This window comes from Oceaniglobus trochenteri (assembly GCF_020529025.1).
Lineage (GTDB): Bacteria > Pseudomonadota > Alphaproteobacteria > Rhodobacterales > Rhodobacteraceae > Oceaniglobus > Oceaniglobus trochenteri.
Window position 1 is genome coordinate 337,017 of the sequence record NZ_JACNMM010000004.1, and the last position, 24,543, is coordinate 361,559.

The window sequence follows — 24,543 nt, forward strand, 5'->3', positions numbered from 1 at the left end:
TGTCAGATCCAGTCGAGGTTGACATGGCCGGGCGCGAAACGCTGCGTGATCTCGGCGCGCAGGGCGCGGAACCGGGGGCGCAGGTCCTTGAATTTCCGCTCGTGGGTTTCGGCGACAAGGCATCGGACGTGGGAAAACAGATCCTGCTCCAGCATGGTTTCGAGGATTTCCAGTTCCGCACCTTCGATGTCCATCTTGACGAAGGCCAGGGGGGCTTCGGGGCGGGCCAGATCGCGCAGGATGTCGAGGAACGAGAGGCATTGCACGTCGATCCCGCCTGTCGCGGCGATGGATCGCCCACCGCTCAGGATGGTGGATTTGACCGAGGCGCCTTCGGGGTTCTCGTCGAAATTCTCGGCCCGCATCAGCCGCACGGTGCCGGGCGCGGCGGCCACGGCGGCGTTGATGAGGCTGACGTTTTCGGTGTCGGCGAACCGGTCGGTGAGGCGGGCAAAGGCGAAGGGATCGGGCTCATAGGCGATGACTTGCGCCGGGGTCGCGGCCAGTTGCGCGGTGACAACGCCCATGTTGGCGCCGCAATCCAGCACGGTATCGCCCGGGCGCAGCATGGCACAGATGCCGGCCATGAACCCCTCGGCCTCGGCCTTGCGCAGGTTGCGTTTCTGGCGGCGGATCAGCTTTTCGGCCTGCACCTCGGCGGGCGATTTCTGCGGTGTCTCGTCAGACATAATGGCCCTGTATGGGGGGGGAATAGGCTGGCGCGTCAAGGGGTTTGCGGCAGGCATAAAGCAGCATCTGCGGCCCTTCAAAAAACCTCTCGCCCCCGCGGGGCTGGCCGGTGGGGTCGGGGATGGTGACGACGGTGCGCGGGGTCTTGCGGCCCACCACCGATACCTCAAGCATCTCGCAGCCGCGGGCATGGTGCCAATAGCGCCAGGGCACATCCGGCCCGGTCTGGAAGAACCCGTGGCCGAACCACCCGTCGCAAGAGACATAGGACAGCATCAGCCCACCGGGGCGCAGCATGGCATAGCAGTTGTCCAGCGCCTGACCGATATAGAAGATATGTTCGGTCGTGCCGCCGTCGATCACGATGTCGAAGCGTTCATGGAGGGCGTCGGGGACAGGGCGGTTCAGGTCGTGGATATGCTGCGCGCCCTCGGCGTCGGTGAAATCCATCGCCTCGATCGGGGGATAGCCAAGGGCGGCGAACAGGGTTTCGGTGAATCCGTCGTCCTGGGTGATCGTGTCTTCGCTTACCTTAAACCCCATGGTGTTCAGAAGTGCCACGAAGCGGGTCATGCGGCGCGGGGGCATGTGGAATTTCTGCCGCCCCAGGATCACGCCGTTTCGCGCCCCCGCCGCATGGCGGGCATGGCGCGCCATGAACAAGCCGGGGATCAGCGAAATGCCCATCAGGCCTGTTCCCGCCGGGCCTTGCGCACGTTGCCCTCGGTCAGGCGGCGCACGAAGGGAACGCCGGTTTTTTCCTGCAACATCGCCCGGGCGGTGCCCAGAAGCCCCGAGTCCTTCAGCACGCCGTTGTGGCGGTAATGAACGGTAAAGACCTCGCGATCCTCGGGAAGGGGTTCGCCGCGCAGCCGCCCGCCCATGATGAAGTGCTGTTCCTCGGGCAATTCGTTCCAGCGCAGGCCGGCGCGGGCGATGGCGACGGGCAGGCTCATCTGGTCAAGGTAGGGACGGCGGTTGTCCAGGGTGTCGATACGGTCGATCCGCTGCGCGGTTTCGTGCCAGATATCGGGAAAGCGCAACCGGCCGTTTTCCGGAAAGACCACCAGACCGGCGCTGTAATAGGGCATGACAGGCCCGACCGGGCGGCGCATGTATTCGACCCGCTCAACCGGAAGGGGCATGTCGAAGGCGCCGTAGATGGGGGGCCAGATTTCCTCGCCGCTCCAGGTTTTCGAGGCGGCGACCGAGGCCGAGACATGGCCCTGGCGGATCAGGTTCTCGGGGCTGTTGGGGCGCAGGAACAACACGTCGCTGTCCACGAAGGCGCTGAATTCGCTGTCGCGCGGCTGCATCGCCGCGATGATCTTGTTGCCATGGGGATATTCGCTGTCCCACATGCCCCTGGTGCGCATCGGGCGGATTTCGGCGCCCATCATCTCGTGCGCCTTGAAGACGGCGGGGTGCAGTTCGTCCATCCGGTGTTCGGGGCAATAGCCGACCGCGCCCACATCGTCGCCGAACTGCAACCGGATGCTGGCCAGCAGGGTGCAGGCGAAGATCTGGTATTCGGGCGGCTCGACGATATAGGCGAAGGTCAGGCGGTGGGTCATTCCAGCGCGTCCTTGGGGTTGACCCCGATCTGGTCGCACATCCGCGCCACGTAGGAATTCTTCAGCGGCGCGTGCTTGCGCCACCAGGGGCGGGTGCCGTTGGTGTAGAGGTGAACCGAAAGGGTGGCCTCGGTGAACCAGCCTTCGACATGGCCGTGCGGATCGAAGAACACGTCGTTCAACTGGAACGGCACGGGGTAAAGCACATCGGCCGTCATCGCGCGGTCGATGTCACCCGTGACCTTGGCGAAATGGGTGAAGGCCTGCGGGCCAAAGGCCGTACGTTCGGCGCGATAGATGCGGGCGGCGTGGGGCAGGTCTTCGGGCTGGCGGGCCAGGCGGCGCTTCTGGCGGTCGTTGAACCAGGGCGGGGCGGGGGGCAGGTTGTCATAGTAATCCAGCAGGGCATCCATCAGCGCGCCCCTTTGCGGAATCTTCACCACGCCGCAGTTCAGCGCGCCGCGCATCCCGTGCCCGGCATAGATGTGATCAAGGTCATCGGGAAAGGGGCGGTGGCAGAAGGCGTCGCAATCGATCCAGATCTCATCGGTCTTCTGGATCATCTTGTAGCGAAAGACGTTGGAGAGGAACGAGGCGCTGGTTTCGGCGACGATATCCATGGGAATGTCCATGATCTCATCCGCGCGGCGCACCGTCACGCCCTCGGGCACGTTTTCCACGGTGTCGGTGCAATAAAGCGTGGTGGGATGGCCCTGGCGCACATGCGACAGCAGGCACAACTGGTTGATGTATTGTAATCTTTCGCCAATCCAGAGCGATGCGACCGGTCGCCGTTCCATGCCTGCCCCTTTTATCCTCGGTATCCTGCGGCCCCGATCCCGGGGATCAGCACGGATTTTTTTACCATTTTCGACACAATGCCTTATGCGATTCGCCCTGTCCAGCACGGCCTGTTGTGCGCTGCTTCGGGGTTGGTCTATGGTCGGGAAAAGTGAATATTTCGCGTCAAACAGCGAAAAGTGCGGCAGGTGAAGGCATGAGAAGGTGAGCGTTTCGCAACCCATCGCGGGCATTCCCGCCAGGAACGTCAGCCGCCACGGCACGCTGATGGCGGTGTCGATGATGAAGGACGAAGGCCCCTTCCTGCTGGAGTGGGTGGCCCATCACATGGCCGTCGGCTTTACCGATCTGCTGGTCTATACCAACGATTGCAGCGACGGCACCGACGACATGCTGATCCGGCTGGAACAGCTGGGCCTGGCCCATCACCGGCGCAACGACATCCCCAAGGGCGTGAAACCCCAGCCCTCGGCGATCAAATACGCCACGAAGGAACCCCTGGTGCAGGCTGCCGACTGGGTGCTGGTTTTCGACGCCGACGAATTCCTCTGCCTGCGCCATGGCGACGGAACACTTGATCCGATGCTGGACGAGATGGAGGCGCAGGGGGCCAACGGCATGGTCATCACCTGGCGGATCTTCGGGTCGGGCGGGGTGGTGGATTGGTCGCGCGATTTCGTGACCGAACAATACCTGATGGCCGCGCCGCCCATGTGGAACAAGGGCTGGGGCGTGAAGACCCTGTTCAAGTACGACCCGGCCCATTGGCGGCTGGGCATCCACCGTCCAAAACTGCTGAACAAGACCCTGGATACCGAGTTTCCGAATACCGTCAAATGGCTGAACGGGTCGGGGCGCGAGATGGAGGAGTATTTCAAGTTTCGCGGCTGGCGTTCGATCACCCGCACGGTGGGCTATGACTGGGCGCAGATGAACCACTATGCCGTGAAAAGCATCGACAGCTATGCCATCCGCAAGTTCCGCGGCAACGTGAACAACAAGAAGAACAAGTACAACGACGACTATTGGTCGCTTCAGGACCGCAACGAGGTGCGCGACGACACCATGCTGCGCTATTCCGCCCGGCGACGCGAGATTTTCGAGGCGCTTCTGCGCGACCCGGAATTGAACCGCCTGCACCACGCCGCGCTCGAGAGGGCCGAGGCGCAGCTTTCCAGCTTCAAGAACACCCCGGAATATGCTGATTTCGTTGAGAACCTGAAGGCGGCAAGCGCCGTGCCCATCACCCAGGTCGAAGCCAAGCCCCCGAAGGAACGTGACGCCGCCGAGATCGCCAAACTGATGAGCGATGTGGAAAAGCGCGTGGGCGAAAAGGCGCAGGCGGAGAAGAAGAAGCCCCCGCAGGAGCGCAAGGTGCAACCTCTTGATATGCTGGTGCGCGGGCCTGTGGATGTCTCGGCGCGGGTGCCGCTGGACTGGCACGCCAACCACAGTGTCGAACTGCCGGCCGATCCGCGGCTGTTCACGCCGCCCGCGTTGATCGCCATTGCCGAGGGTAAATATGCCCGCAACCTGGCCCGCAACATCGGATCGCTGGTGCCCGAAGCTGGCCGCGTTCTGGAACTGGGCACCACGACCGGTTTCCTGGCGTTGCACCTGGCGAACACGCGCCCGGATGTGACGCTGACCCTGCAACAGCGCGACGCCGGCTGGCGCGCCGCCTTCGCGATGATCGCCGAACGCAACGGCGCCGATCTGACAGTTTCGCCCGACCCGGTGAAGGATCTGGCGCCCTTTGCCCCCGATCTGCTGATTCTGGAAGATCCGAACCTGTCGGCGGATGATCTGGCCAGCCTCCTGAAGGGGCACTACCCCGCGACGGTGATCTTCGCGGGCCTGTTCTGGGGCAAGAGGCATGGCGAGCGGCGGGGGTATGAGAAGGCCCTGAAAGCGGCAGGATTTGCCGAGCGTCTGCCGCTCGACCCGCTGCTGGCCGCCGGATATCGGCGCGCAGGGCCTGCGCCATGACCGGCGATACCGCCTTCTTCTTCATCGCCGATGGCGACCACCTGACCGCGCAGGCGATCCTGCTGGCCGCCAGCCTGCGGTTTCACAACGGCCCGGCGCCGCAGCTTCTGGCCTATCTGCCCGATGCCACCCCCACCGATCTGCCGTCACCGGTGCGGGCGGCCTTCGAGGCGCTGGGAGTCGATGCGCTGCGCCTGGACACCGACCCGTCGATCTGGAAAACGCCCTATCCCCATGGAAACAAGCTTTTTGCCTGCGCCGCCCCGCGCCAGGCCGAACGGCAGGTCTTTCTTGACAGCGACATGGTCTGTGTCGCGCCGCTGGATACCGGTGTCATCGGCAAGGATGCATTGGCGGTGGTGCCCGAGGGAACGCCGACCTGGGGCAAGGGCAACGACCGCTGGGATCGGGTCTATGCCCATTTCGGCCTGCCTCTGCCCCGCGACCGGGTGCGGCTGGTGCGGCGGCGGCGGATCGAATTTCTGCCCTATTTCAACGCCGGGATGGTAGGGTTTCACCGTGATTTCGGCGCCGCCGGTCGTGGTTTCGGCCAACTGTGGCTGGACACCGCGCGCGAGATCGACCGCGATGTCGCCGTGGCGCAGAAACGCCCCTGGCTGGATCAGGTGGCGCTCCCTGTCGCGCTGAAACGGTATGGGCTGGGGTATGACGTGCTGCCCGATGCTTGGAATTTCTCGATCTCGGACCGCGCCTTCGAACCAGAGGCCGCGCCCGCGCTGATCCATTACCATTCCTTCCGCTTCGCCGCCGAGTGGCCGCAGGTGCGCGCCGAACTGGCCCGCATGGCCCACACCCTTGGCCCCGCGCTGATGGAGACCCTGGTGCCGCTCTTCGGGCAGCACTGGTTCCGCGCCCCGCAGCCCGCCCAATGACGCGCCAGAGGGTTCTTGTCATCTCGACCATGCGCGACGAGGGGCCACACCTTCTGGAATGGGTCGCCCATACCCGCGCGGCGGGGGCCGACGATATCCTGGTGTTTTCGAACGATTGCACCGATTGCACTGACGTGCTGCTGGATGCCTTGGCCGCCGGTGGTGCCCTGACCCATGTGCGCAATACCCCGCCCGAGGGGCGCACGCCGCAATGGTCGGCGCTGAAACAGGCCGCCGATCATCCGCTGACCCGCGCCGCCGATTGGATCGCGGTGCTGGACTGTGACGAATTCATCAACCTGCGCGGCGCTCTTCGGTCGTTCCACGCCCTCATCGCTGCGGTTCCGGGTGCCGATGCCATCGTCCTGCCCTGGCGCTTGTTCGGGCATGCGGGACACCTTGCGCGGCCCGATGGCCTGACCATCGACAGCTATACCCGCGCGATTTCGCCAACGGCGCTTTACCCGCCCTTGTCGCGGTTCTTCAAGACACTCTACCGGCGCGAGGCGATGCAGAAACCCGGCGTCCACCGCCCGAAACAGCGCAAGGGCGCGGTGCCCGCCTGGGTCGATGGGTCGGGGCGGCCGCTCGATCGGGCCATGGCCGGGGATGACGGGCGTATCATGCTCTGGGGGGCGCCACTGGCCACCGACCTTGTGCAGTTGAACCATTACTCGGTCCGCTCGGTGCATGATTTCCTGCTGAAACGGGGCAGGGGCCTGCCCAACCACACCGACAAGCCCGTTGACCTGACCTATTGGATTGAGCGGAACTTCAACTGCGAAGAGGATGCCAGCATCGCCCGGATGGCCCCCGCCACCCGCGCCGAACTTGCCCGCCTGTCGGCGCTGCCGGGCGTTGCGGCGGCGCAGGCGGCCAGTGACCGGCTTGGCCAGGCGGCGTTGCAGGCGGCCCTGGCACAGCCCGACACCGTAGCACTGATGGGCCGGCTGGTTCTTGCGGCGGGCAGCACCCCGCCCGACGACGCCCTGGCACGCGAGTTGGTGAGGACCTTCCGCCGCGCCTCGGCCTAGGGCAGGCGCTTCAGAAGAACGCCTGCAGCCCCGTCTGCGCCCGCCCCAGGATCAGGGCATGCACATCATGGGTGCCTTCATAGGTATTGACCGTCTCGAGGTTCACCATGTGCCGGATCACCTGGTATTCCTCGGAAATCCCGTTGCCGCCGTGCATGTCGCGGGCCGCCCGCGCAATATCCAGCGCCTTGCCGCAGTTGTTGCGCTTCATCATCGAAATCATTTCGGGCGCACCGCGCCCCTTGTCCATCAACCGCCCCAGTCGGAGCGAGCCCTGAAGGCCAAGGGAAATCTCGGTCTGCATGTCCGCCAGTTTCTTCTGGAACAGTTGCGTCTGCGCCAGCGGCTTGCCGAACTGCTTGCGGTCCAGCCCGTATTGCCGCGCCGCATGCCAGCAGAATTCGGCCGCCCCCATGACGCCCCAGGAAATGCCATAGCGCGCCCGGTTCAGACAGCCGAACGGCCCCTTCAACCCCTCGACATGGGGCAGCAGCGCCTCTTCGCCCACCTCGACGCCGTCCATCACGATCTCGCCCGTGGTGCTGGCCCGCAACGACAGCTTGCCGCCGATCTTTGGCGCACTCAGCCCCGTCATTCCCTTTTCCAGGATGAAGCCGCGGATCTTGCCGCCGTGCGCCTCGGATTTCGCCCAGACGACGAAGACATCGGCGAAGGGGCTGTTGGAAATCCACATCTTCGCGCCGGAAATCACGTATCCCGCGCCGCTTTTCTTCGCCACGGTCTTCATGGCCGCCGGGTCCGATCCGGCGTCGGGTTCGGTCAGGCCGAAACAGCCGATCAATTCGCCCGAACAGAGGCCGGGCAGGTATTTCCTGCGCTGCGCCTCGGTGCCATAGGCATTAATCGGATAGATCACCAGGCTGGACTGCACCGACATCATCGAGCGATAGCCGGAATCCACCCGCTCGACCTCGCGCGCGATCAGACCATAGGTGACATAGCTGGCGCCCAGCCCGCCGTATTCCTCGGGCAGGGTGGCGCCCAGAAGGCCCGCTTCGCCCATTTCGCGGAAGATCTCGGGCTCGGCCTTCTCCTCGCGATAGGCGGCGATCACGCGGGGTTGCAGCACGCCCTGGGCAAAATCGCGCGCCGCGTCGCGCAGCATGCGTTCGTCCTCGTCCAGCTGATCCTCGATCAACAGCGCATCGTCCCAGGTGAACCGGGCCATGTCTGGCGCATCCTTGGCGGAAATCTCTCGTGTGGCGTTCATCGCGGACCCTCCTCAAGCGGACTGCCCGATCACATAGCCCCATCGCGCCACCTGCGCAATCTTTGCACAGGGGCGCTTGACGGGGCGGCGCCCAGATGCAGCAATGCCCGGGATCATCCGGAGGCCCCATGAAGACCATCCCGCAGTCCATCGACGCCGTTCGAACGCTCCTTGCCGAGCAGGATTACGTCTGCGACCGCGCGTTGGCGGTGGTCACCTTCCTCGCGCTCAAACTGGGCCGGCCGCTGTTCCTTGAAGGCGAGGCCGGCGTGGGCAAGACCGAGATTGCCAAGGCCATCGCGGCGGGGCTGGGGCGGCGGCTGATCCGCCTGCAATGCTATGAGGGGCTGGACGCGGCAAGCGCCGTCTACGAATGGAACTTCGCCGAACAGATGATCGCCATCCGCACCGCCGAGGCAACAGGCGGCGCCGACCGCACTGCCCTGAAATCCGAACTCTTCTCCGAGGACTACCTCATCGCTCGCCCGTTGCTTCAGGCCATGCGCCCGCAACCGGGCGGTGCACCGGTGCTGCTGATCGACGAACTCGACCGCACCGACGAACCGTTCGAGGCCTTCCTGCTCGAAGCGCTGTCCGACTTCGCCGTCACCATCCCCGAACTGGGCACCATCGCCGCGCCCGAACCGCCCATCGTCATCCTCACCTCGAACCGCACCCGCGAGGTGCACGATGCCCTCAAACGCCGCTGTCTCTATCACTGGGTCGACTACCCGACCTTCGACCGCGAGATCGAGATCCTCAAGGCCCGCGCCCCGGAAGCCGGCGAAACCCTCAGCCGCGAGGTGGTGGCCTTCATCGCCGCCCTGCGCACCGAAGACCTGTTCAAGAAGCCGGGCGTCGCCGAAACCATCGACTGGGCCAAGTGCCTGCTGGCGCTCGACGCGATGGAACTCTCGCCCGAGGTCATCGCCGACACCCTGGGCGCGATCCTGAAATACCAGGACGACATCCAGAAGATCCAGGGCAGCGAGGCGGCCCGCCTTCTGGCCTCGGTCCGCGCGGAACTCTCCCGGTGATCCCATCTTTGGTCGGAAAATATCCTCGGGGGGAGTCGCGCAGCGACGGGGGGCAGACAGCCCCCCATCCACGCCCGCCGCAGGCGCCGTGCCATGGCTGAGCTTCCCGCCCTCGACCTGCCCGAAAACCCGAAACTCGCCCACAACATCACCTGGTTCGCCCGCGCCCTGCGCAACGCCGGGCTGCCCATCGGGCCGGGGCGCATTGTCGATGCCATTCGCGCGGTGGCCGCCGCAGGCTTCACCGACCGGCAGGATTTCTACTGGACGCTGCACGCCTGTTTCGTCTCCCGTGCCGATCAGCGGGTGGTTTTCGATCAGATCTTCCGCCTCTACTGGCGCGATCCGCGCTATCTCGACCACATGATTTCCCTGCTCAGCCCGGCCCTCCGCGGCACTCAGGAGGACCGCGCCGCCCGCCCGGCCGAAAAACGCGCCGCCGAGTCGCTTCTGGCAGGAATCGAGCGTGATCTGCCCCAGCCCGACCGCGACGAGGACGGCAGCGAGATCGAGATCGACGCCTCGGCCACCATGTCGGGCGAGGAACGCCTGCGCAGTCTCGATTTCGAACAGATGAGCAATGCCGAGATGGCCGAGGCACGCCGCCTGATTTCACGCCTCGCGCTGCCGGTGCCGCCCATCCTCGCGCGCCGCACCCGGGCCGATGTCCACGGTGCGCTGACCGACGGGCGCGCCACCCTGCGCCAGGCCATGCGCCGCGGGGGCGAGGTCACGCGCCTGGCCCGCCGGGCGCCGCGCATCCGCTGGCCGAACCTGGTGGCGATCTGCGATATTTCCGGCTCGATGAGCGCCTATTCCCGTGCGGTGCTGCATTTCCTGCATGCGGTCAGCAACCGACAGGGCGCCGGCTGGGCAAAGGTTCATGCCTTCACCTTCGGCACGCGGCTCACCAACATTACCCGCCACCTGCGCCAGCGCGATGTCGATGCCGCGCTTGCCGCGGCAGGGGCCGAGGCGCAGGATTGGGAGGGCGGCACAAGGATCGGCGCCTGCCTTCACGACTTCAACCGCGACTGGTCGCGCCGGGTGCTGGGGCAGGGGGCGGTGGTGTTGCTGATCACCGACGGGCTTGATCGTGACGACCCCGATCTGCTGGCGGCCGAATGCCGGCGGCTGCACCTCTCGGCGCGCCGCCTGGTCTGGCTCAACCCGCTGTTGCGCTGGGACGGTTTCGCGCCCAGGGCCCGTGGCATCGCGGCCATGCTGCCCCATGTCGACAGCCTGCGCGCCGGGCACAGCATCGATTCGCTTGCCGCCCTGGCCCAGGCCCTGGCCCGCCCGGACGACATCGGCGAAATGGCGCGCATCCGGGCCCTTTTGCCAAGGATGTGATCGGCCCGGTTGAACCTTTGGTGTGCCACCGCGTTGGTGTGCGAATGTGAATGACATCGAAGGGAATTGGACATGCGCCAATCACTGAGAGCGACGACAGCCATCCTTGCCAGCCTGGCCCTGACCGTGCCCACGGTCCTGCCGGCGCAGGATTCCACGGAACCCGCCATCGAATGCCCCGAAGGCGCCGAACAACCCTGCGAGGCCGTGAAAGATGCGGTCGAGGGCCTGTTGAACGGCACCGCCGAGGAACCGGCAGCCGATGAGGAAGCAGCCGGGGAACCCGAAGCCGCGCCCGAAGAGGCCCCCGAGGCCGAGGTGGCGGAAGAAGCTGCTCCCGAAGCAGAGGCAGCGCCGGAAGCTGAGCCCGCGCCCGAAGCCGAAGCCGAAGCCGAGCCCGAGGCGGAAGCTGAACCCGAGGCCGAACCTGCGCCCGCCGCCGAAGCGGAGGTGAGCGAACAGCCCGCAACCGAAGAAGCCGCCCCCGCCGAGGAGAAGGCGACCGAGGAGGAAGCGGTCGAGGAACGCGAGGCCGCGCCCGAGGAGGTCACCGAGACCAAGACCGACGAAGAAGTCGTTCCCGAAGCCTCGGCCAAGCCGAAAGAGAAACCCGCGAAGGCTGACAAGGCCCAGAAGGGCGACAAAGGCCAGAAGGGCGACAAGGCCCCCAAGGCCAAGCCCGGCAAGAAGGCCAAGGAAGCCGAAGCCGCAGCCGCAGCCAAGGCCGAGGCTGAAACGGCAGCAGAGGTCGAGGCCGAAGTGCCCGCAGCCGCTGCTGCCGCGACAACCACCGATGCCGATGCCACAAGCGCGGAAACCACCACCGAAACCGTGACCGAGGAAACCGCGCGCTCTTCGGATCAGGATTTCGAAGGCAAGATCAACGCCGAAGCCGGTGCGGAAGCCAAGAGCGACGATGGCGGAGGCCTCTCGAAGTTCGAAAAGGCGCTTCTGGTGGGGGCCGGTGCACTGGCGGTCGGTGCGATCCTCAAGGGCAACCGCGAAGTGGTCAGCACCTCGCAGGACCGCCTTGTCGTCACCGGCAAGGACGGCGAACTGGAGGTGCTGAAGGATGACGACGCACTTCTGCGTCAGCCTGGCAGCGAAATCCAGACCCGCACCTTCGACGACGGTTCGACCCGCACCGTCACCACCCGCGCCGATGGCAGCCAGGTGATCACCGTGCGTGACGCCGACCTGCGCGTGCTGCGCCGTGTGCTGGTGCGCACCGACGGGACCGAGGTTTCGCTGATCGACGATACGGTGAAATCCGAACCCGTCGACGTGTCGACCCTGCCCGAAGCCGCGCCCGCCGTGCGTGCCGATACCGGGGCGGAAGACCTGCGCGCCGCGCTGGAACGTCAGGGTGCCTTCGATCGGCGCTTCTCGCTGTCGCAGATCCGCCAGATCAGCGAGGTGCGAAAGCTGGCCCCGGCCATCGAGGTGGACACGATCACCTTCGCCACGGGTTCGGCCGCGATCCAGCCGGAACAGGCCCGCAGCCTGACCGATCTTGGCCGCGCCATCGCCCGGATGATCGACCGCAACCCGAACGAGGTGTTCCTGGTCGAAGGCCATACCGATGCCGTCGGGTCGGCCAGCACCAACCTGATCCTGTCCGACCGCAGGGCCGAATCCCTGGCGCTGGCACTCAGCGAATACTTCGACGTGCCGCCAGAAAACCTCGTGGTGCAGGGCTATGGTGAAAGCGATCTGAAGGTTGCCACCGATGGCGCCGAACAGGCCAACCGCCGCGCCGGTGTGCGCCGGATCACCGGTCTGATGCAGGTGGCCGGGCTGAACTGAGCCCCAGCACCGTGACGGATGAAGGCCGCGCCCCTTGCCGGGGGCGCGGCTTTTTTCTTGGCTCTGCCCCGGCTGGACACCCGACGCGGGCTGGCACATGATCGGGCCATTCGCAAAGAAGGATCGCACGATGAACCCCGGATTTGACGACATCCCCGAAACCGCGCTGAAGTGGCACCGCGCCGGAACCGGCGCCGCCCTGGCCACGGTCATCGAAACCTGGGGCTCGGCCCCGCGCCCGGTGGGAAGCCAACTGGCGATCTCGGGCGCGGGCGACATCGCGGGCAGCGTGTCGGGCGGCTGTGTCGAAGGGGCCGTCGTGGTCGAGGCGCTGGAAGCGGTGGAGGAGGGCGGCGCGCGCATCCTCGATTTCGGGGTCAGCGATGACGAGGCCTTTGCCGTGGGTCTGGCCTGCGGCGGGCGCATCCGGGTTCTGGTGGAACCGGTGGGCCGCGATCTGCCCGAAGACCTGCTCGCCGACCTTGTGAAACGGCGCGCCGCGCGCGAACAGGTGGGCTATGTCGTCAACACCGCCGACTGGTCGCGCCGCCTGGTCGGGCGCGCCGCTTTTCCCGACCGGTTCCGGCTGGATCGCTCGGGCTTTGAAGAGGATGGCGACACCTTCGTCGGCATCCATAACCCGCCTCTGCGCATGGTGGTGGTGGGGGGCGTTCACATCGCCCAGCCCCTGATGCAGATGGCGCGGATGGTGGGCTATGACGCCGTGCTGGTGGACCCGCGCGAGGCTTTTGCCTCTCCGGCGCGCTTTCCGGGCGAAACCCTGATCCACGACTGGCCCGATGCCGCCCTCGCGGCCCATGGGCTTGATCCGCGCACCGCTGTCGTCACCCTGACCCATGATCCGAAGCTCGACGATCCGGCCATCGTGACCGCCCTGAAATCCGAGGTGTTCTATATCGGCTCGCTCGGCTCGAAGCGGACCCATGGAAAACGGGTCGACCGCCTGCGCGAGCAGGGCTTTGACGATGACGCCATTGCCCGCATCCACGCGCCCGTGGGGCTGGACATCGGCGCGCGCAGCCCCGCCGAGATCGCCGTGGCGGTCCTGGCCGAGATCACCCAACGCCTGCGGCAAGGCTGATGCGGTTCGCTGCCGTTCCGCTTGACCGGGCCGAAGGCGCGATCCTGGCCCATTCCGTCGATCTGCCCAAGGGCCGGCTGCGCAAGGGGCGGTGGCTGGATGGCGACGACATCGCCCACCTGCGCGACGCGGGGATCGAAACCGTCACCGTCGCGCAGCTGGACGACACCGACGTGCACGAGGATACCGCCGCCGCCCGCCTTGCCGCGGCCCTGATCGAGGGCGGCAGGGCGCTGCGTGTCTCGAAGGCCGCGACGGGGCGGGTGAACCTCTATGCCAAGGCGGGCGGGGTTGTGCAGATCGACACCGGGGCGATCGACGCCATCAACCGGCTGGACCCGGCGATCACCGTGGCCACGCTGCCGCCCTTCCACTGGGCCGACGAGGGCATGATGATCGCCACCATCAAGATCATTCCCTATGCCGTAGAGGGTGGCGCGCTGGCGCGGGCCGAGGCGCTGGCGGGCGGCGCGCTGTCGCTGGCGACCACGGCATTGCGCAAGGCCGCCTTCATCGAAACCACGGGCGGCAAGGATCTGGGCGAGAAGGGCGCGCGTGCCATCGCCGACCGCCTGACGGCGCTGGGCGTTGCCATGGCCCAACCTGTCCGCGTGCCCCATGACGAGGCCCCCCTGGCCGAGGCCATCGGCAACGCGCAGGGCGACGTGATCCTGATCCTGACCGCCACCGCCACCTCGGACGCGGCCGATGTGGCACCCGCCGCGCTGCGCCGGGCCGGGGGACGGGTGCATCACTATGGAATGCCGGTCGATCCGGGAAACCTGCTGTTTCTGGGCGATCTGGCGGGGCGTCCGGTGATCGGCCTGCCGGGCTGTGTCCGCTCGCCCGCGTTGAACGGGGCGGACTGGGTTCTGCAAAGGGTTGTCTGCGGGCTGTCGGTGACGGGCGACGATATCATGGGCATGGGGGTAGGTGGCCTGCTGAAGGAAATCCCGACCCGCCCCCGCCCGCGCGAGGGGTGATCGGGGCGCCTTGGCGGTGCCTGGCGGCCCGCTCTGTCAAGCGAAAAGAGTGGTTCTCAATCGCCATGACCCGTGCTTAACTCTGGCCAAGCAAGATCAGGGAGAACTGCGATGTCAAAGGTTTCGATGCGGGTGAACGGCCGCGCCGTGAGTGGCGAAGTTGAAGGGCGCACGCTGCTGGTGGACTTTCTGCGCAACGACCAGGGGCTGACCGGCACCCATGTCGGCTGTGACACCAGCCAGTGCGGCGCCTGCGTGGTTCACGTGGACGGCGCGGCGGTCAAGGCCTGCACCATGTTCGCGGCCGAGGCCGAGGGCGCCGAGGTGACCACGATCGAGGGCATGGCCAATGCCGATGGCAGCCTTGGCACCATCCAGCAGGCGTTCCAGGATCACCACGGGCTTCAGTGCGGCTTCTGCACCCCCGGCATGGTGATGAGCGCGGCTGCCCTTCTGAAGGACAACCCCAAGCCCAGCGAACACGAGATCCGCAAGTATCTCGAGGGGAACTTCTGCCGCTGCACCGGCTATCACAACATCGTCAAGGCGATCCTGGCCGCAAGCGGGCAGGAAATGCCGGCAGTCGCGGCGGAATAAACCCATGCCCGCGCCCTTCTTCGAACTGGGGTCCGACGATCTGGCCGCGACGCGCGATTTCTTCGTCGCCGCCCTTGGGTGGGACTGGCAGGGCGAGCTGGGGCAGGGGTGGTTCGAGTCCGGCGAGGGCCAGATCGGGCTGCACAAGGAAGAGGTGCCTGCGATGGCCGTGTTCCTGCCGGTGCGCGATCTGGACGCGACGCTGGACAAGGTGCGCATTTCCGGCGGGGTGCAGCATGGCGGGATCGTGGAGGAGCCGGGCTTTGGCCGCTTTGCCCAATGCAGCGATCCGCGCGGCCTTCGGTTCGGACTGATGGAACCTGCCGCAAAGGGCTAGGCGGGGTGCAGATGCCGGATTTGAGTATTTTTGGCAAGAAAGAGCAGGGGCCGCGCAGATGGCCCCGGCGGGTGTGAAAGGGGGGCGACCCCCGGCTTTCTGGGAGGAAAAGCGATGCCGAAGGATCATGGAATTGGCGCCAGCCCGAAACGGCGCGAGGATGTGCGGTTTCTGACGGGCGACGGGCGCTATACCGACGACATCAACATTGCCGGACAGGCGCATGTCTATTTCCTGCGTTCGGACGTGGCGCATGGGCGCATCCGCTCGGTCGATACCTCGGAGGCGGCCGAAATGCCGGGCGTCGTGCGCATCTTCACCGGCGAGGATTTCGCAGCCATCGGCGGGCTGCCCTGTGGTTGGTGCGTGACCGACCGCGAAGGCAACCCCATGCAGGAACCCAAGCACCCGGTCCTGGCCCATGAAAAGGTGCGCCACGTGGGCGATCCGATCTGCGCCGTGGTGGCCGACACCCTGTCCCAGGCCCGCGACGCCGCCGAGGCAATCGTCGTGGACATCGAGGAACTGCCCGCCGTGATCGACATGAAGAAGGCGGTGCAGGAGGGCGCCACCAAGGTGCATGACGACCTGACCAGCAACCTTTGCTATGACTGGGGGTTTGTCGAGGACAACCGCGCGGCAGTAGACGAAGCGATCAAGTCGGCCCACCATGTCACCACCCTGGAACTGGTGAACAACCGCCTAGTGGCCAACCCCATGGAACCGCGCGTCGCCGTGGGCCAGTGGGAAAAGGGCACGGGCGATTACACGCTCTATACCACCTCGCAGAACCCCCATGTGATCCGCCTGCTGATGGGGGCCTTCGTGCTGGGCATACCGGAACACAAGCTGCGGGTCGTGGCGCCCGATGTGGGCGGCGGGTTCGGCACCAAGATCTTCCACTATGCCGAAGAGGCGTTTTGCACCTGGGCCGCCAAGGAATGCCGCCGCCCCGTGAAATGGACCGCTTCGCGTTCCGAAGCCTTCATGAGCGACGCCCACGGGCGCGACCATGTGACCAAGATCGAACTGGCCATGGATGCGGACGGCATGTTCACCGCCCTGCGCACCGAAACCTATGCGAACATGGGCGCCTATCTGTCGACCTTCGCGCCCTCGGTGCCCACTTGGCTGCACGGCACGCTGATGGCGGGGAATTATAAAACGCCGCTGATCTATGTGAACGTCAAGGCGGTCTTCACCAACACCGTGCCCGTGGACGCCTATCGCGGCGCCGGGCGGCCCGAGGCGACCTATCAGCTGGAGCGGGTGATCGACAAGGCGGCACGCGAAACCGGGCGCGATCCGATCGAGCTGCGCCGTCAGAACTTCATCACCGAGTTTCCCTATGCCACCCCGGTCGCGGTGGAATACGATACCGGCGATTACCACGCCACCATGGACAAGTTGATCGAGATCGCCGACATCAAGGGCTTCGAGAAGCGTCGCGCAGCGAGCGCCGAGAAGGGGATGCTGCGCGGTCTTGGCGTGAACTGCTATATCGAGGCCTGCGGCATCGCGCCCTCGAACCTCGTGGGCCAGTTGGGCGCACGCGCCGGGCTTTACGAAAGCGCGACCGTCCGGGTGAACGCCACTGGCGGGTTGGTGGTGATGACCGGCAGCCATTCCCACGGGCAAGGCCATGAAACCTCTTTCCCGCAGGTGGTGGCCGACATGATCGGCATCCCCGAGGACATGGTCGAGATCGTCCACGGCGACACCGCCAACACGCCCATGGGCATGGGCACCTACGGCTCGCGTTCCCTGGCCGTGGGGGGCAGCGCCATGGTGCGGGCGACGGAAAAGATCATCGCCAAGGCCAAGAAGATCGCCGCGCATATCATGGAGGCCAGCGATCAGGACATCGAGTTGAAGGACGGCCAGTTCACCGTTGCGGGCACCGACAAGTCGCTGGCCTGGGGTGATGTGACCCTGGCGGCCTATGTGCCGCACAACTATCCGCTGAAGGACATGGAACCGGGGCTGGAGGAGACGGCGTTCTACGACCCCAACAACTTTACCTATCCATCCGGCGCCTATTGCTGCGAGGTCGAGGTCGATCCCGACACCGGGCGCGTGACCGTCGAGCGGTTCGCCGCGGCGGATGATTTCGGCAATATCGTCAACCCGATGATCGTCGATGGGCAGGTGCATGGCGGCATTGCCCAGGGGATCGGGCAGGCGCTGCTGGAAAGCTGCATCTACGACGAGAACGGCCAACTGACCTCGGCCAGCTACATGGACTATGCCATGCCGCGTGCCGACAACATGCCCATGTTCACCGTCGATCATTCCTGCCAGACCCCCTGTACCCATAATCCGCTGGGCGTGAAGGGCTGTGGCGAGGCGGGGGCCATCGGCTCGCCCCCGGCGGTGGTGAATGCCGTGGTGGATGCGCTGCAAAGGGCGGGCAAGGATGTTACCCATATCGACATGCCGCTGTCGCCCGCGCGGGTCTGGGCGGCGATGCAGTGAGGACAATCCGGCGTCCTGCCTGTGGCGGGCGTCGGAAATTGAGTATTTGGACAAAGAAGAAGCCAGGGGTTTTGCCCCGTCCGGCACGAGGAGAACGACATGTATGCATTCGAGATGGAGCGCCCCACGACGGTGGACGAGGCGGTTGCCGCGCTGAAGGACGAGGACGCGCAGGCGCTGGGCGGCGGGCAGACCCTGATCCCGACGCTGAAAGCCCGGCTGGCCATGCCCGGCAAGCTGGTGTCGCTGACCGGGATCGACGCGATCAAGGGAATTTCGAAGGACGATGCCGGTCGGCTGTGCATCGGCGGGGGGACCGTGCACCGGGCCATCGCCGAGCAGGGCGATTTTCCGGGCCTTGCCGGTCTGGCGGCGCGGATCGGCGATCCGGCGGTGCGCAACCGCGGCACGATTGGCGGTTCGGTCGCCAACAATGATCCCTCGGCCTGCTATCCGGCCGCGCTTCTGGCGACCGGTGCGACGATTGTGACCGACCGGCGCGAGATTGCCGCCGACGATTTCTTTCAGGGCATGTTCACCACCGCGCTGGAGGAAGGCGAGATCGTCACCGAGGTGAAGTTGCCGATTCCGGAGAAATCGAACTATCAGAAGTTCGCGCAGCCGGCATCGCGTTTTCCGCTGGTGGGGGTCTTTGTCGCCAAAGGAGCGGATGGGGTTGGCGTGGGGGTCACCGGGGCCTCGGAAGGCGGTGTGTTCCGTTGGCGCGAGGCGGAAGAGGCGCTTTCGGGCAATTTCAGCGCCGATGCCCTGGGCGATCTTGCCGCGTCCGCCGATGGATTGATCGGGGACATGCACGGCAGTGCCGCCTATCGCGCCCATCTGATCAAGGTGCTGACCGGGCGGGCCGTTTCGGCCGCCGCCTGACCGTCGCTACATGAAAAAGACCGCCCACCGAAAGGCGGGCGGTCCAGTTGGTGCTGCGGTGCCCTTTTACTTGGGCAGCAGCACACCTTCGATCACGTGGATCACGCCGTTTGACTGGTTCACATCGGCAATCGTGACTTCGTACGCGTTCCCGCTTTCATCGAAGATATATACGGCGCCCGAGGGCGTGACCTTGGCCGAGAGGGCATCGCCCGAGACGGCCTGGAAGTGGTAGAAACCGTCGCGCGATTTCTTCGCCTGGGCCACGATGTCCTGGGCCGACCATTTGCCTGAAACCACGTGGGCGGTCAGGATCTTGGTCAGCATGTCCTTGTTTTCGGGCTTGAGCAGGGTTTCGACGGTGCCGGCGGGCAGGGCGTCGAAGGCGGCGTTGGTGGGGGCGAAGACGGTGAAGGGGCCTTCACCTTTCAGGGTTTCCACCAGGCCTGCGGCCTTGACGGCGGCGACGAGCGTTGTGTGATCGGCCGAGTTCACGGCGTTGTCGATGATGTCCTTGTCGGCGAACATCGGTGCGCCGCCCACCATGGGGTTGTCACCCTCGGCCATCTTTTCATCGGCCATTTCGATCGTGGTCTCCATCGCGTCGGCCTTCTTTTCGCCGGGCAGAAGCACCTTGTCGATCACGTGGATCACGCCGTTCGACTGTTTCACGTCCGCGATCGTCACCGTGGCCACGCCACCGGTTTCGTCGGTCAGGGTGATGATGTCGCCATCGTATTTCGCCTGAAGCGTGCAGCCGCCAAGAGTGGGAACCGGGTGGTTGCCGCCGTCATCGTCGATCATCCCGCGGATGGCATCGGACATGGCATTGGCGCCGACGACATGGCAGGTCAGGATCTTGGTCAGCATGTCCTTGTTTTCAGGCTTGAGCAGGGTTTCGACGGTGCCGTCGGGCAGGGCGTCGAAGGCGGCGTTGGTGGGGGCGAAAACGGTGAAGGGGCCTTCGCCCATCAGGGTTTCCACCAGGCCGGCGGCCTTGACCGCGGCCACCAGGGTGGTGTGATCGGCCGAGTTCAGGGCATTTTCGACGATGTTCTTGTCGGCGAACATCGCGGCGCCGCCCACCATGGGGTTGCCGGTTTCGGCGTGGCTATCGGCAAATGCGGGGGCTGCAGCCAGGGTGGCAATCAGCGTGGTGGTCTTAAGGATCGAGCGCAACATGGGGTTCCTCCGGGTATGGCAGCCTGTCTGCCTTCTGGTCGAAACCACGGAACCTGTGCGCCAAGAGTTTCGCGGGGCACGAAAATAATCCGGCCCCGCCATGGGCGGGCGATGAGCTCAGCCGCGCCGCCTGCGCCGACGCCCGCCTTCGCTGCCGTCGCCGCTGGTGTTGAACGACAGGTCGGGCAGGGCGACGATCCGGTTCAGCTCGGGGAAGGGATCGGTGGCATGGGGCAGCGAGTTGGCGTTGACGAAATGCTCCTGGAACTTCGGCGCGATCGCCGTTTCCACCTTGGTGATCCGGTGCACCGTCGATTCGATCTCGGCCCGGGCGGCGCGGTTCAGCAGGGCGATGCGCGCGCCGGTGCCCGCCGCGTTGCCCGCGCTGCGGACGTGCTCGAGCGGGGCGTCGGGGATCATGCCCAGAACCATGGCGTGTTTCGGGCTGATGTGGGCGCCGAAGGCCCCGGCGAGCACGACACGTTCCACCTTGTCGACGCCGAATTCGTCCATCAGCAACCGCGCGCCGGCGTAAAGTGCGGACTTGGCCAGCTGGATCGCGCGAATGTCGCCCTGGGTCACCGTGATCCGGCGGCCGTCGGAAGATTCGTGCAGCAGGTAGGAGTGGGTGCGCCCTTCGGGAACCATCCGGGCCGATCCGGTCTGTTCGGCCGAACCGTTCAGGCCGCGCGCGTCCACAAGGCCCGCCATGCGCATTTCGGCAATCGCCTCTATGATGCCCGAACCGCAGATGCCGGTGATGCCGGTGGCCCTTGTCGCCTCGTCGAACCCCGGTCCGTCGGACCACAGATCGCAGCCGATGACCCGGAAGCGGGGTTCCTTGCTGACCGGGTCGATTTCCACCCTTTCGATGGCGCCGGGGGCGGCGCGCTGGCCGCTGGAAATCTGCGCGCCCTCGAAGGCCGGGCCGGTGGGCGAGGAACAGGCCAACACCCTTTCGCGGTTGCCCAGCAGGATTTCGGCGTTGGTGCCCACGTCGACGATCAGGGTCAGCGCATCCTGCTTGCCCGGTTCCTCGGACAGGGCAACGGCGGCTGAATCGGCCCCCACATGCCCGGCGATGCAGGGCAGGATATAGACCGAGGCGGCCGGATGCAGCGCGGCAAGGTCAAGGTCGGAGCCGTCAAGCGCGAGCGAATCCGAGGTGGCCAGCGCGAAGGGCGCCTGGCCCAGTTCCACCGGGTCGATCCCCAGCAGAAGGTGGTGCATCACCGGGTTGCAGACGATCACCGTCTCGACGATCATCGCCGGATCGGCCCCTGCCTCGGCCGCGATCTCTCCGGCCAGGGCGTTGATGGCGTCGCGCACGGCGCGGGTCATCTCCAGATCGCCACCGGGGTTCATCATCACATAGCTGACCCGGCTCATCAGGTCTTCGCCAAAGCGGATCTGCGGGTTCATCCGCCCGCCCGCCGCCAGGACGGCGCCGGTGCGCAGATCGCACAGATGCGCGGCGATGGTGGTTGACCCCAGATCGACCGCCAGCCCGTAAAGCCCACCCTCGTAAAGGCCCGGCCAGATGTCGGTGATCCGTGGCGCGGCGTCGTCGTGGCCCTGGTAAAGCGCGACGGTCACCTGCCAGTTGCCCGCGCGCAGGGTCGGTTGCAGCTTGCGCAGCAGCGGCAGGCTGGCGCTGACCGGGCCGGTCTGCCATTGCGCTTCAAGCGCTTCGGACAGTCTTTGCAGATCGCCCGAGGGTTCGTGCATGTCAGGCTCGGCAACCTCGACGAAATAGAGACGGGTTGCCGGGTCCATGCGGATGTCGCGGGCCGTCACCTCCTTGCGGACCACCTGCTTGTGGACCTGGCTTTCGGGGGGCACGTCGATCACCACGTCGCCCTGAACCGTCGCCTGGCATCCCAGGCGCCGCCCCTTGGGCAGGCCGCGGATGGAATCATAGCGTTCCTCGACGCTGTTCCATTCGGACAGGGCATCGGGGGCCACCGTGACCCCGTGCTTGGAGAACTGGCCATAGCCGGGCGACACCTGGCACTTGCTGCAGATCCCGCGCCCGCCGCAGACCGAATCCAGGTCGACGCCCAGCTGGCGCGCGGCGGTCAGGATGGGGGTGCCGGTGGGAAAACGGCCGCGTTTGCCCGAAGGCGTGAAGATGACAAGGGGGTCGGTCATGGGGTTTCTTTCACAACGGTGAGGCGATCAGCGATGGCCCGAAGACCCAGACCGCCAGTGGCACGGGCAGAACGACGACCGCAAGGGTCAGCGCCATGGCCCGCAGGCCGAACAGCCCGCTCAGCCCGGCGACAAGGCAGATCCCGCCACCGCCGCCGATCAGGGCATTGCCGGGAATGTTCAACAGCACGGCCAGCGTCACATAGCGGCAGCGCACGGCCAGCCCGCCCAGCCGACGGGGCAGGTTCTGGCGCAGCAGGGCAAGGCGGCGGGGCCGCGACAGCGGCGCCACCCGGTCGATCAGCGCGCAGGCCCGCACCAGCCTGAGATCGAGGAAGAAGCGGCGCAGCAGGTGCAGTGGCAGGAACCGCCCCGCCAGATAGGCCATCAAAAGCCCGGCGAGGGTGAAGACATAGACCGCCGGCGCCATCTGCGCGCCGCCCAGCCACATCAGCATCAGGGCAAGTTCGACGCCCGGCACGAAGGGTACCGCGATCAGCAGCGCATAGAGAACCAGCGCCGAGAGCACCAGCGCCAGGCGCAGGCCGCCCTGATGCTCTTGCGGGACAAGGGCCAGAACATCGCCGGCCAGGCCCATGGCCATGTGGATGCCCCAGGCCAGAAGCGCCAGCACCAGCACCCGCAACGCGATGCGGCGCAGCGAGACGGGAAGGGGCGGTGGTGTCGGTCTGCTCACGCTTGCGGCTCCTTGGCGCGGGGGTGCGCACCAAGGCACAGTTGAGCGTCAAAGCAGCGCGATGACAACCGATCAGCCGGGGCATGGCGACAACCGTTACCTGCGGCGGCGTCGGCCACCGCGCCCCGCGCCCGAATCCGACGATGCCTTGCTGGCTTCGGCAAAGGATGCGCCTTCGTTCACCGCATCCATGATCCGGGTGAAGGCGATCCACTGGGCGCCGTTGGGGTCGTGGTTCATCAGGAAGTTGGCAGCGCGGATCGCCTCCATCTCCTGCGGGCGCATGGGGTTCATGATGGCGCTGGTCATGCCCGCGGTGATCGCCATGGGCAGGAAGGCGCCGTTGATCCCGTGACGGTGGGGCAGGCCGAAGGAAATGTTCGACGCACCGCAGGTGGTGTTCACGCCCAATTCATTGCGCAACCGGCGCACCAGTTCCCAGACCTGCTGACCGGCCGAGGCCATGGCCCCGATGGGCATCACCAGCGGATCGACCACGATGTCATGGGCCGGAATGCCGAAATCGGCGGCGCGTTCGACGATCTTCTTTGCCACGGCAAAGCGCACGTCGGGGTCTTCGGAAATGCCGGTGTCGTCGTTGGAAATCGCCACCACGGGCACGTTGTATTTCTTGACCAGCGGCAGCACCAGTTCCAGGCGTTCCTCTTCGCCGGTGACCGAGTTCAGAAGCGGGCGGCCCTCGGCCACCTCAAGCCCGTTCTGAAGTGCGCCGGGCACCGAGGAATCAATGCACAGCGGCACATCGGTCAGGGCCTGGATCCGCGTGATCAGCTCGCGCATCAGGGGGGGTTCGACAAAGTTGTTGTCGGCATAGCGCGGATCTTCGGCCATCTTGTTGGTGAAGACGGCGCCCGAGTTCACGTCAAGCACCATGGCGCCGCAGGCCACCTGCTCCAGCGCGTCCTTTTCGACGGTGGTGAAATCCCCCGCCTCAAGTTCTGCGGCCAGCTTCTTGCGGCCCGTGGGGTTGATGCGTTCGCCGATCACGCAGAACGGTTCGTCAAAGCCGATGACCACGGTTTTCGTTTTGGATTCGATGACGGTTCTGGTCATGCGGAGGCTCCTGTCAGGCGGTCCAGGTAGGTGTGGAGCGCGGTGTCGTTGTAATCGTCGATGGTGTCATTCGCCCCGGCGCCAAGCAGCGTGTCGGTCCCCAGGCTGGAACGGACCCCGAAGGTGTAAAGCCCGGCGCCCTTCGCCGCGCTGATGCCGCTGGGGCTGTCCTCCAGCGCGAAGGCATGGGCGGCCTCGGCGCCAAGATTGGCCAGCCCGGTAAGATAGGGCAGGGGGTCGGGCTTGCCCCGGGCGCATTCGTCGCCGATGACCACGGTGTCGAAGGCATCGGCCAGGCCCACGGCCTTCAGCACGGCGATGGCGTTCAGCCGCGGCGCGTTCGTCACCACGCCCAGCTTCACGCCCCGCGCCCGGGCTTTGTCCAGAAAGGCGGGCAGGCCGGGGATGATCTTCACCTCGTCCAGGCGTTCGCGATACATGGCTTCCTTGTGGTCGGCCATGGCGTGGGGGTCTTCATCGGGCAGAAGCTGCGCGAAGATATCGACGTTCAGCCGCCCGTGAAGATGCGAAACGTAATAGGACGCGTCGATCGTCTGGCCGTAATCGGCCATCAGGTCGACGAAGACCGCCGCATGCACGGGGTCGGAATGCACCATGGTGCCGTCAAGGTCGAATAGAATTGCCTGCATGT

The 24,543-nt window shown here is 66.0% G+C and carries 22 protein-coding genes and 1 pseudogene; 12 read left to right on the forward strand and 11 right to left on the reverse strand.

Going from position 1 to position 24,543, the window contains the following annotated elements; translation table 11 throughout:
- Positions 1-2: 2 nt before the first annotated feature.
- Genes H7828_RS09060 through H7828_RS09075 form a run of 4 tightly spaced genes read right to left on the reverse strand, consistent with a single transcriptional unit; the run spans position 3 to position 3,064 of the window.
- Positions 3-689, reverse strand: coding sequence for an FkbM family methyltransferase (locus H7828_RS09060; protein ID WP_226780695.1), 687 nt, complete (start codon positions 687-689; stop codon positions 3-5).
- Positions 682-1,377, reverse strand: a complete 696-nt coding sequence (locus tag H7828_RS09065) for a class I SAM-dependent methyltransferase (protein WP_226780696.1) — start codon at positions 1,375-1,377, stop codon at positions 682-684. Before H7828_RS09065 ends, H7828_RS09060 begins: the two co-directional genes overlap by 8 nt.
- Positions 1,377-2,264, reverse strand: a complete 888-nt coding sequence (locus H7828_RS09070) for a hypothetical protein (RefSeq protein WP_226780697.1) — start codon at positions 2,262-2,264, stop codon at positions 1,377-1,379. Before H7828_RS09070 ends, H7828_RS09065 begins: the two co-directional genes overlap by 1 nt.
- Positions 2,261-3,064: a hypothetical protein gene (locus H7828_RS09075; protein WP_226780698.1), complete on the reverse strand. Its 804-nt coding sequence runs from the start codon at positions 3,062-3,064 to the stop codon at positions 2,261-2,263. Before H7828_RS09075 ends, H7828_RS09070 begins: the two co-directional genes overlap by 4 nt.
- A 205-nt stretch (positions 3,065-3,269) precedes the next feature.
- On the opposite strand from H7828_RS09075, the gene H7828_RS09080 reads away from it, so the two are divergent.
- The 3 genes from H7828_RS09080 to H7828_RS09090 are packed head-to-tail and all read left to right on the forward strand — an operon-like array spanning position 3,270 to position 6,981.
- A complete protein-coding gene (locus H7828_RS09080; protein ID WP_226780699.1) occupies positions 3,270-5,054 on the forward strand; it encodes a glycosyltransferase family 2 protein in 1,785 nt (594 codons plus the stop codon).
- Entirely contained in the window at positions 5,051-5,947 is an 897-nt protein-coding gene (locus H7828_RS09085) for a hypothetical protein (protein WP_226780700.1), read from the forward strand. The genes H7828_RS09080 and H7828_RS09085 overlap by 4 nt, the downstream gene beginning before the upstream one ends.
- Entirely contained in the window at positions 5,944-6,981 is a 1,038-nt protein-coding gene (locus tag H7828_RS09090) for a glycosyltransferase family 2 protein (RefSeq protein ID WP_226780701.1), read from the forward strand. The genes H7828_RS09085 and H7828_RS09090 overlap by 4 nt, the downstream gene beginning before the upstream one ends.
- A 10-nt stretch (positions 6,982-6,991) precedes the next feature.
- Here H7828_RS09090 and H7828_RS09095 read toward each other — a convergent pair whose 3' ends face one another.
- Complete coding sequence (locus H7828_RS09095) at positions 6,992-8,212, reverse strand: acyl-CoA dehydrogenase (RefSeq protein ID WP_226780702.1); 1,221 nt, start codon at positions 8,210-8,212, stop codon at positions 6,992-6,994.
- Between the two features lie 128 nt (positions 8,213-8,340).
- On the opposite strand from H7828_RS09095, the gene H7828_RS09100 reads away from it, so the two are divergent.
- From H7828_RS09100 to H7828_RS09140, 9 genes are all read left to right on the forward strand, one after another.
- Positions 8,341-9,249 carry an AAA family ATPase gene (locus tag H7828_RS09100; protein ID WP_226780703.1) on the forward strand — a complete coding sequence of 303 codons (909 nt, stop codon included), beginning with the start codon at positions 8,341-8,343 and terminating at the stop codon, positions 9,247-9,249.
- 93 nt (positions 9,250-9,342) lie between these two features.
- The gene (locus H7828_RS09105; protein WP_226780704.1) at positions 9,343-10,602 is read left to right on the forward strand and encodes a vWA domain-containing protein; all 1,260 of its coding nucleotides are present in this window, start codon (positions 9,343-9,345) and stop codon (positions 10,600-10,602) included.
- A 72-nt stretch (positions 10,603-10,674) separates the two neighbouring features.
- Entirely contained in the window at positions 10,675-12,408 is a 1,734-nt protein-coding gene (locus H7828_RS09110; protein ID WP_226780705.1) for an OmpA family protein, read from the forward strand.
- A 130-nt stretch (positions 12,409-12,538) separates the two neighbouring features.
- Positions 12,539-13,510, forward strand: coding sequence for an XdhC family protein (locus H7828_RS09115; RefSeq protein WP_226780706.1), 972 nt, complete (start codon positions 12,539-12,541; stop codon positions 13,508-13,510).
- The gene (locus H7828_RS09120; RefSeq protein WP_226780707.1) at positions 13,510-14,493 is read left to right on the forward strand and encodes a molybdopterin-binding protein; all 984 of its coding nucleotides are present in this window, start codon (positions 13,510-13,512) and stop codon (positions 14,491-14,493) included. The genes H7828_RS09115 and H7828_RS09120 overlap by 1 nt, the downstream gene beginning before the upstream one ends.
- Before the next feature lie 111 nt (positions 14,494-14,604).
- The gene (locus tag H7828_RS09125) at positions 14,605-15,090 is read left to right on the forward strand and encodes a (2Fe-2S)-binding protein (protein WP_226780708.1); all 486 of its coding nucleotides are present in this window, start codon (positions 14,605-14,607) and stop codon (positions 15,088-15,090) included.
- 4 nt (positions 15,091-15,094) lie between these two features.
- A complete protein-coding gene (locus H7828_RS09130; RefSeq protein ID WP_226780709.1) occupies positions 15,095-15,427 on the forward strand; it encodes a VOC family protein in 333 nt (110 codons plus the stop codon).
- 114 nt (positions 15,428-15,541) lie between these two features.
- Positions 15,542-17,902: a xanthine dehydrogenase family protein molybdopterin-binding subunit gene (locus tag H7828_RS09135; protein ID WP_226780710.1), complete on the forward strand. Its 2,361-nt coding sequence runs from the start codon at positions 15,542-15,544 to the stop codon at positions 17,900-17,902.
- Positions 17,903-18,001: 99 nt separating this feature from the next.
- On the forward strand, positions 18,002-18,787 hold the full coding sequence (locus H7828_RS09140) for an FAD binding domain-containing protein (protein WP_226780711.1): 786 nt from the start codon (positions 18,002-18,004) through the stop codon (positions 18,785-18,787).
- Between the two features lie 66 nt (positions 18,788-18,853).
- Here the strand turns inward: H7828_RS09140 and H7828_RS09145 are convergent, their stop codons facing one another.
- The 6 genes and pseudogenes from H7828_RS09145 to H7828_RS09170 all read right to left on the reverse strand — a co-directional run bounded on the left by H7828_RS09145 (position 18,854) and on the right by H7828_RS09170 (position 24,541).
- Positions 18,854-19,387, reverse strand: coding sequence for a fasciclin domain-containing protein (locus tag H7828_RS09145; protein ID WP_226780784.1), 534 nt, complete (start codon positions 19,385-19,387; stop codon positions 18,854-18,856).
- A 21-nt stretch (positions 19,388-19,408) separates the two neighbouring features.
- Positions 19,409-19,969 (reverse strand): annotated as a pseudogene (locus H7828_RS09150) (fasciclin domain-containing protein); the annotation flags it as partial.
- 117 nt (positions 19,970-20,086) lie between these two features.
- Complete coding sequence (locus H7828_RS09155; protein ID WP_226780712.1) at positions 20,087-22,120, reverse strand: ASKHA domain-containing protein; 2,034 nt, start codon at positions 22,118-22,120, stop codon at positions 20,087-20,089.
- A gap of 10 nt (positions 22,121-22,130) precedes the next feature.
- A complete protein-coding gene (locus tag H7828_RS09160) occupies positions 22,131-22,817 on the reverse strand; it encodes a hypothetical protein (protein ID WP_226780713.1) in 687 nt (228 codons plus the stop codon).
- Positions 22,818-22,913: 96 nt separating this feature from the next.
- Entirely contained in the window at positions 22,914-23,891 is a 978-nt protein-coding gene (locus H7828_RS09165; protein ID WP_226780714.1) for a methyltetrahydrofolate cobalamin methyltransferase, read from the reverse strand.
- Positions 23,888-24,541 (reverse strand): HAD family hydrolase, encoded by a 654-nt coding sequence (locus H7828_RS09170; protein WP_226780715.1) that lies wholly within the window; start codon positions 24,539-24,541, stop codon positions 23,888-23,890. Before H7828_RS09170 ends, H7828_RS09165 begins: the two co-directional genes overlap by 4 nt.
- Positions 24,542-24,543: the final 2 nt, after the last annotated feature.

What these genes read in the sequence shown, in the direction of transcription:
- H7828_RS09060 (WP_226780695.1), bottom strand. Translation starts at nt 689, where the DNA reads ATGTCTGACGAGACACCGCAGAAATCGCCCGCCGAGGTGCAGGCCGAA.
- H7828_RS09065 (WP_226780696.1), bottom strand. Translation starts at nt 1,377, where the DNA reads ATGGGCATTTCGCTGATCCCCGGCTTGTTCATGGCGCGCCATGCCCGC.
- H7828_RS09070 (WP_226780697.1), bottom strand. Translation starts at nt 2,264, where the DNA reads ATGACCCACCGCCTGACCTTCGCCTATATCGTCGAGCCGCCCGAATAC.
- H7828_RS09075 (WP_226780698.1), bottom strand. Translation starts at nt 3,064, where the DNA reads ATGGAACGGCGACCGGTCGCATCGCTCTGGATTGGCGAAAGATTACAA.
- H7828_RS09085 (WP_226780700.1), top strand. Translation starts at nt 5,051, where the DNA reads ATGACCGGCGATACCGCCTTCTTCTTCATCGCCGATGGCGACCACCTG.
- H7828_RS09090 (WP_226780701.1), top strand. Translation starts at nt 5,944, where the DNA reads ATGACGCGCCAGAGGGTTCTTGTCATCTCGACCATGCGCGACGAGGGG.
- H7828_RS09095 (WP_226780702.1), bottom strand. Translation starts at nt 8,212, where the DNA reads ATGAACGCCACACGAGAGATTTCCGCCAAGGATGCGCCAGACATGGCC.
- H7828_RS09100 (WP_226780703.1), top strand. Translation starts at nt 8,341, where the DNA reads ATGAAGACCATCCCGCAGTCCATCGACGCCGTTCGAACGCTCCTTGCC.
- H7828_RS09105 (WP_226780704.1), top strand. Translation starts at nt 9,343, where the DNA reads ATGGCTGAGCTTCCCGCCCTCGACCTGCCCGAAAACCCGAAACTCGCC.
- H7828_RS09110 (WP_226780705.1), top strand. Translation starts at nt 10,675, where the DNA reads ATGCGCCAATCACTGAGAGCGACGACAGCCATCCTTGCCAGCCTGGCC.
- H7828_RS09115 (WP_226780706.1), top strand. Translation starts at nt 12,539, where the DNA reads ATGAACCCCGGATTTGACGACATCCCCGAAACCGCGCTGAAGTGGCAC.
- H7828_RS09120 (WP_226780707.1), top strand. Translation starts at nt 13,510, where the DNA reads ATGCGGTTCGCTGCCGTTCCGCTTGACCGGGCCGAAGGCGCGATCCTG.
- H7828_RS09125 (WP_226780708.1), top strand. Translation starts at nt 14,605, where the DNA reads ATGTCAAAGGTTTCGATGCGGGTGAACGGCCGCGCCGTGAGTGGCGAA.
- H7828_RS09130 (WP_226780709.1), top strand. Translation starts at nt 15,095, where the DNA reads ATGCCCGCGCCCTTCTTCGAACTGGGGTCCGACGATCTGGCCGCGACG.
- H7828_RS09135 (WP_226780710.1), top strand. Translation starts at nt 15,542, where the DNA reads ATGCCGAAGGATCATGGAATTGGCGCCAGCCCGAAACGGCGCGAGGAT.
- H7828_RS09140 (WP_226780711.1), top strand. Translation starts at nt 18,002, where the DNA reads ATGTATGCATTCGAGATGGAGCGCCCCACGACGGTGGACGAGGCGGTT.
- H7828_RS09145 (WP_226780784.1), bottom strand. Translation starts at nt 19,387, where the DNA reads ATGGAGACCACGATCGAAATGGCCGATGAAAAGATGGCCGAGGGTGAC.
- H7828_RS09155 (WP_226780712.1), bottom strand. Translation starts at nt 22,120, where the DNA reads ATGACCGACCCCCTTGTCATCTTCACGCCTTCGGGCAAACGCGGCCGT.
- H7828_RS09165 (WP_226780714.1), bottom strand. Translation starts at nt 23,891, where the DNA reads ATGACCAGAACCGTCATCGAATCCAAAACGAAAACCGTGGTCATCGGC.
- H7828_RS09170 (WP_226780715.1), bottom strand. Translation starts at nt 24,541, where the DNA reads ATGCAGGCAATTCTATTCGACCTTGACGGCACCATGGTGCATTCCGAC.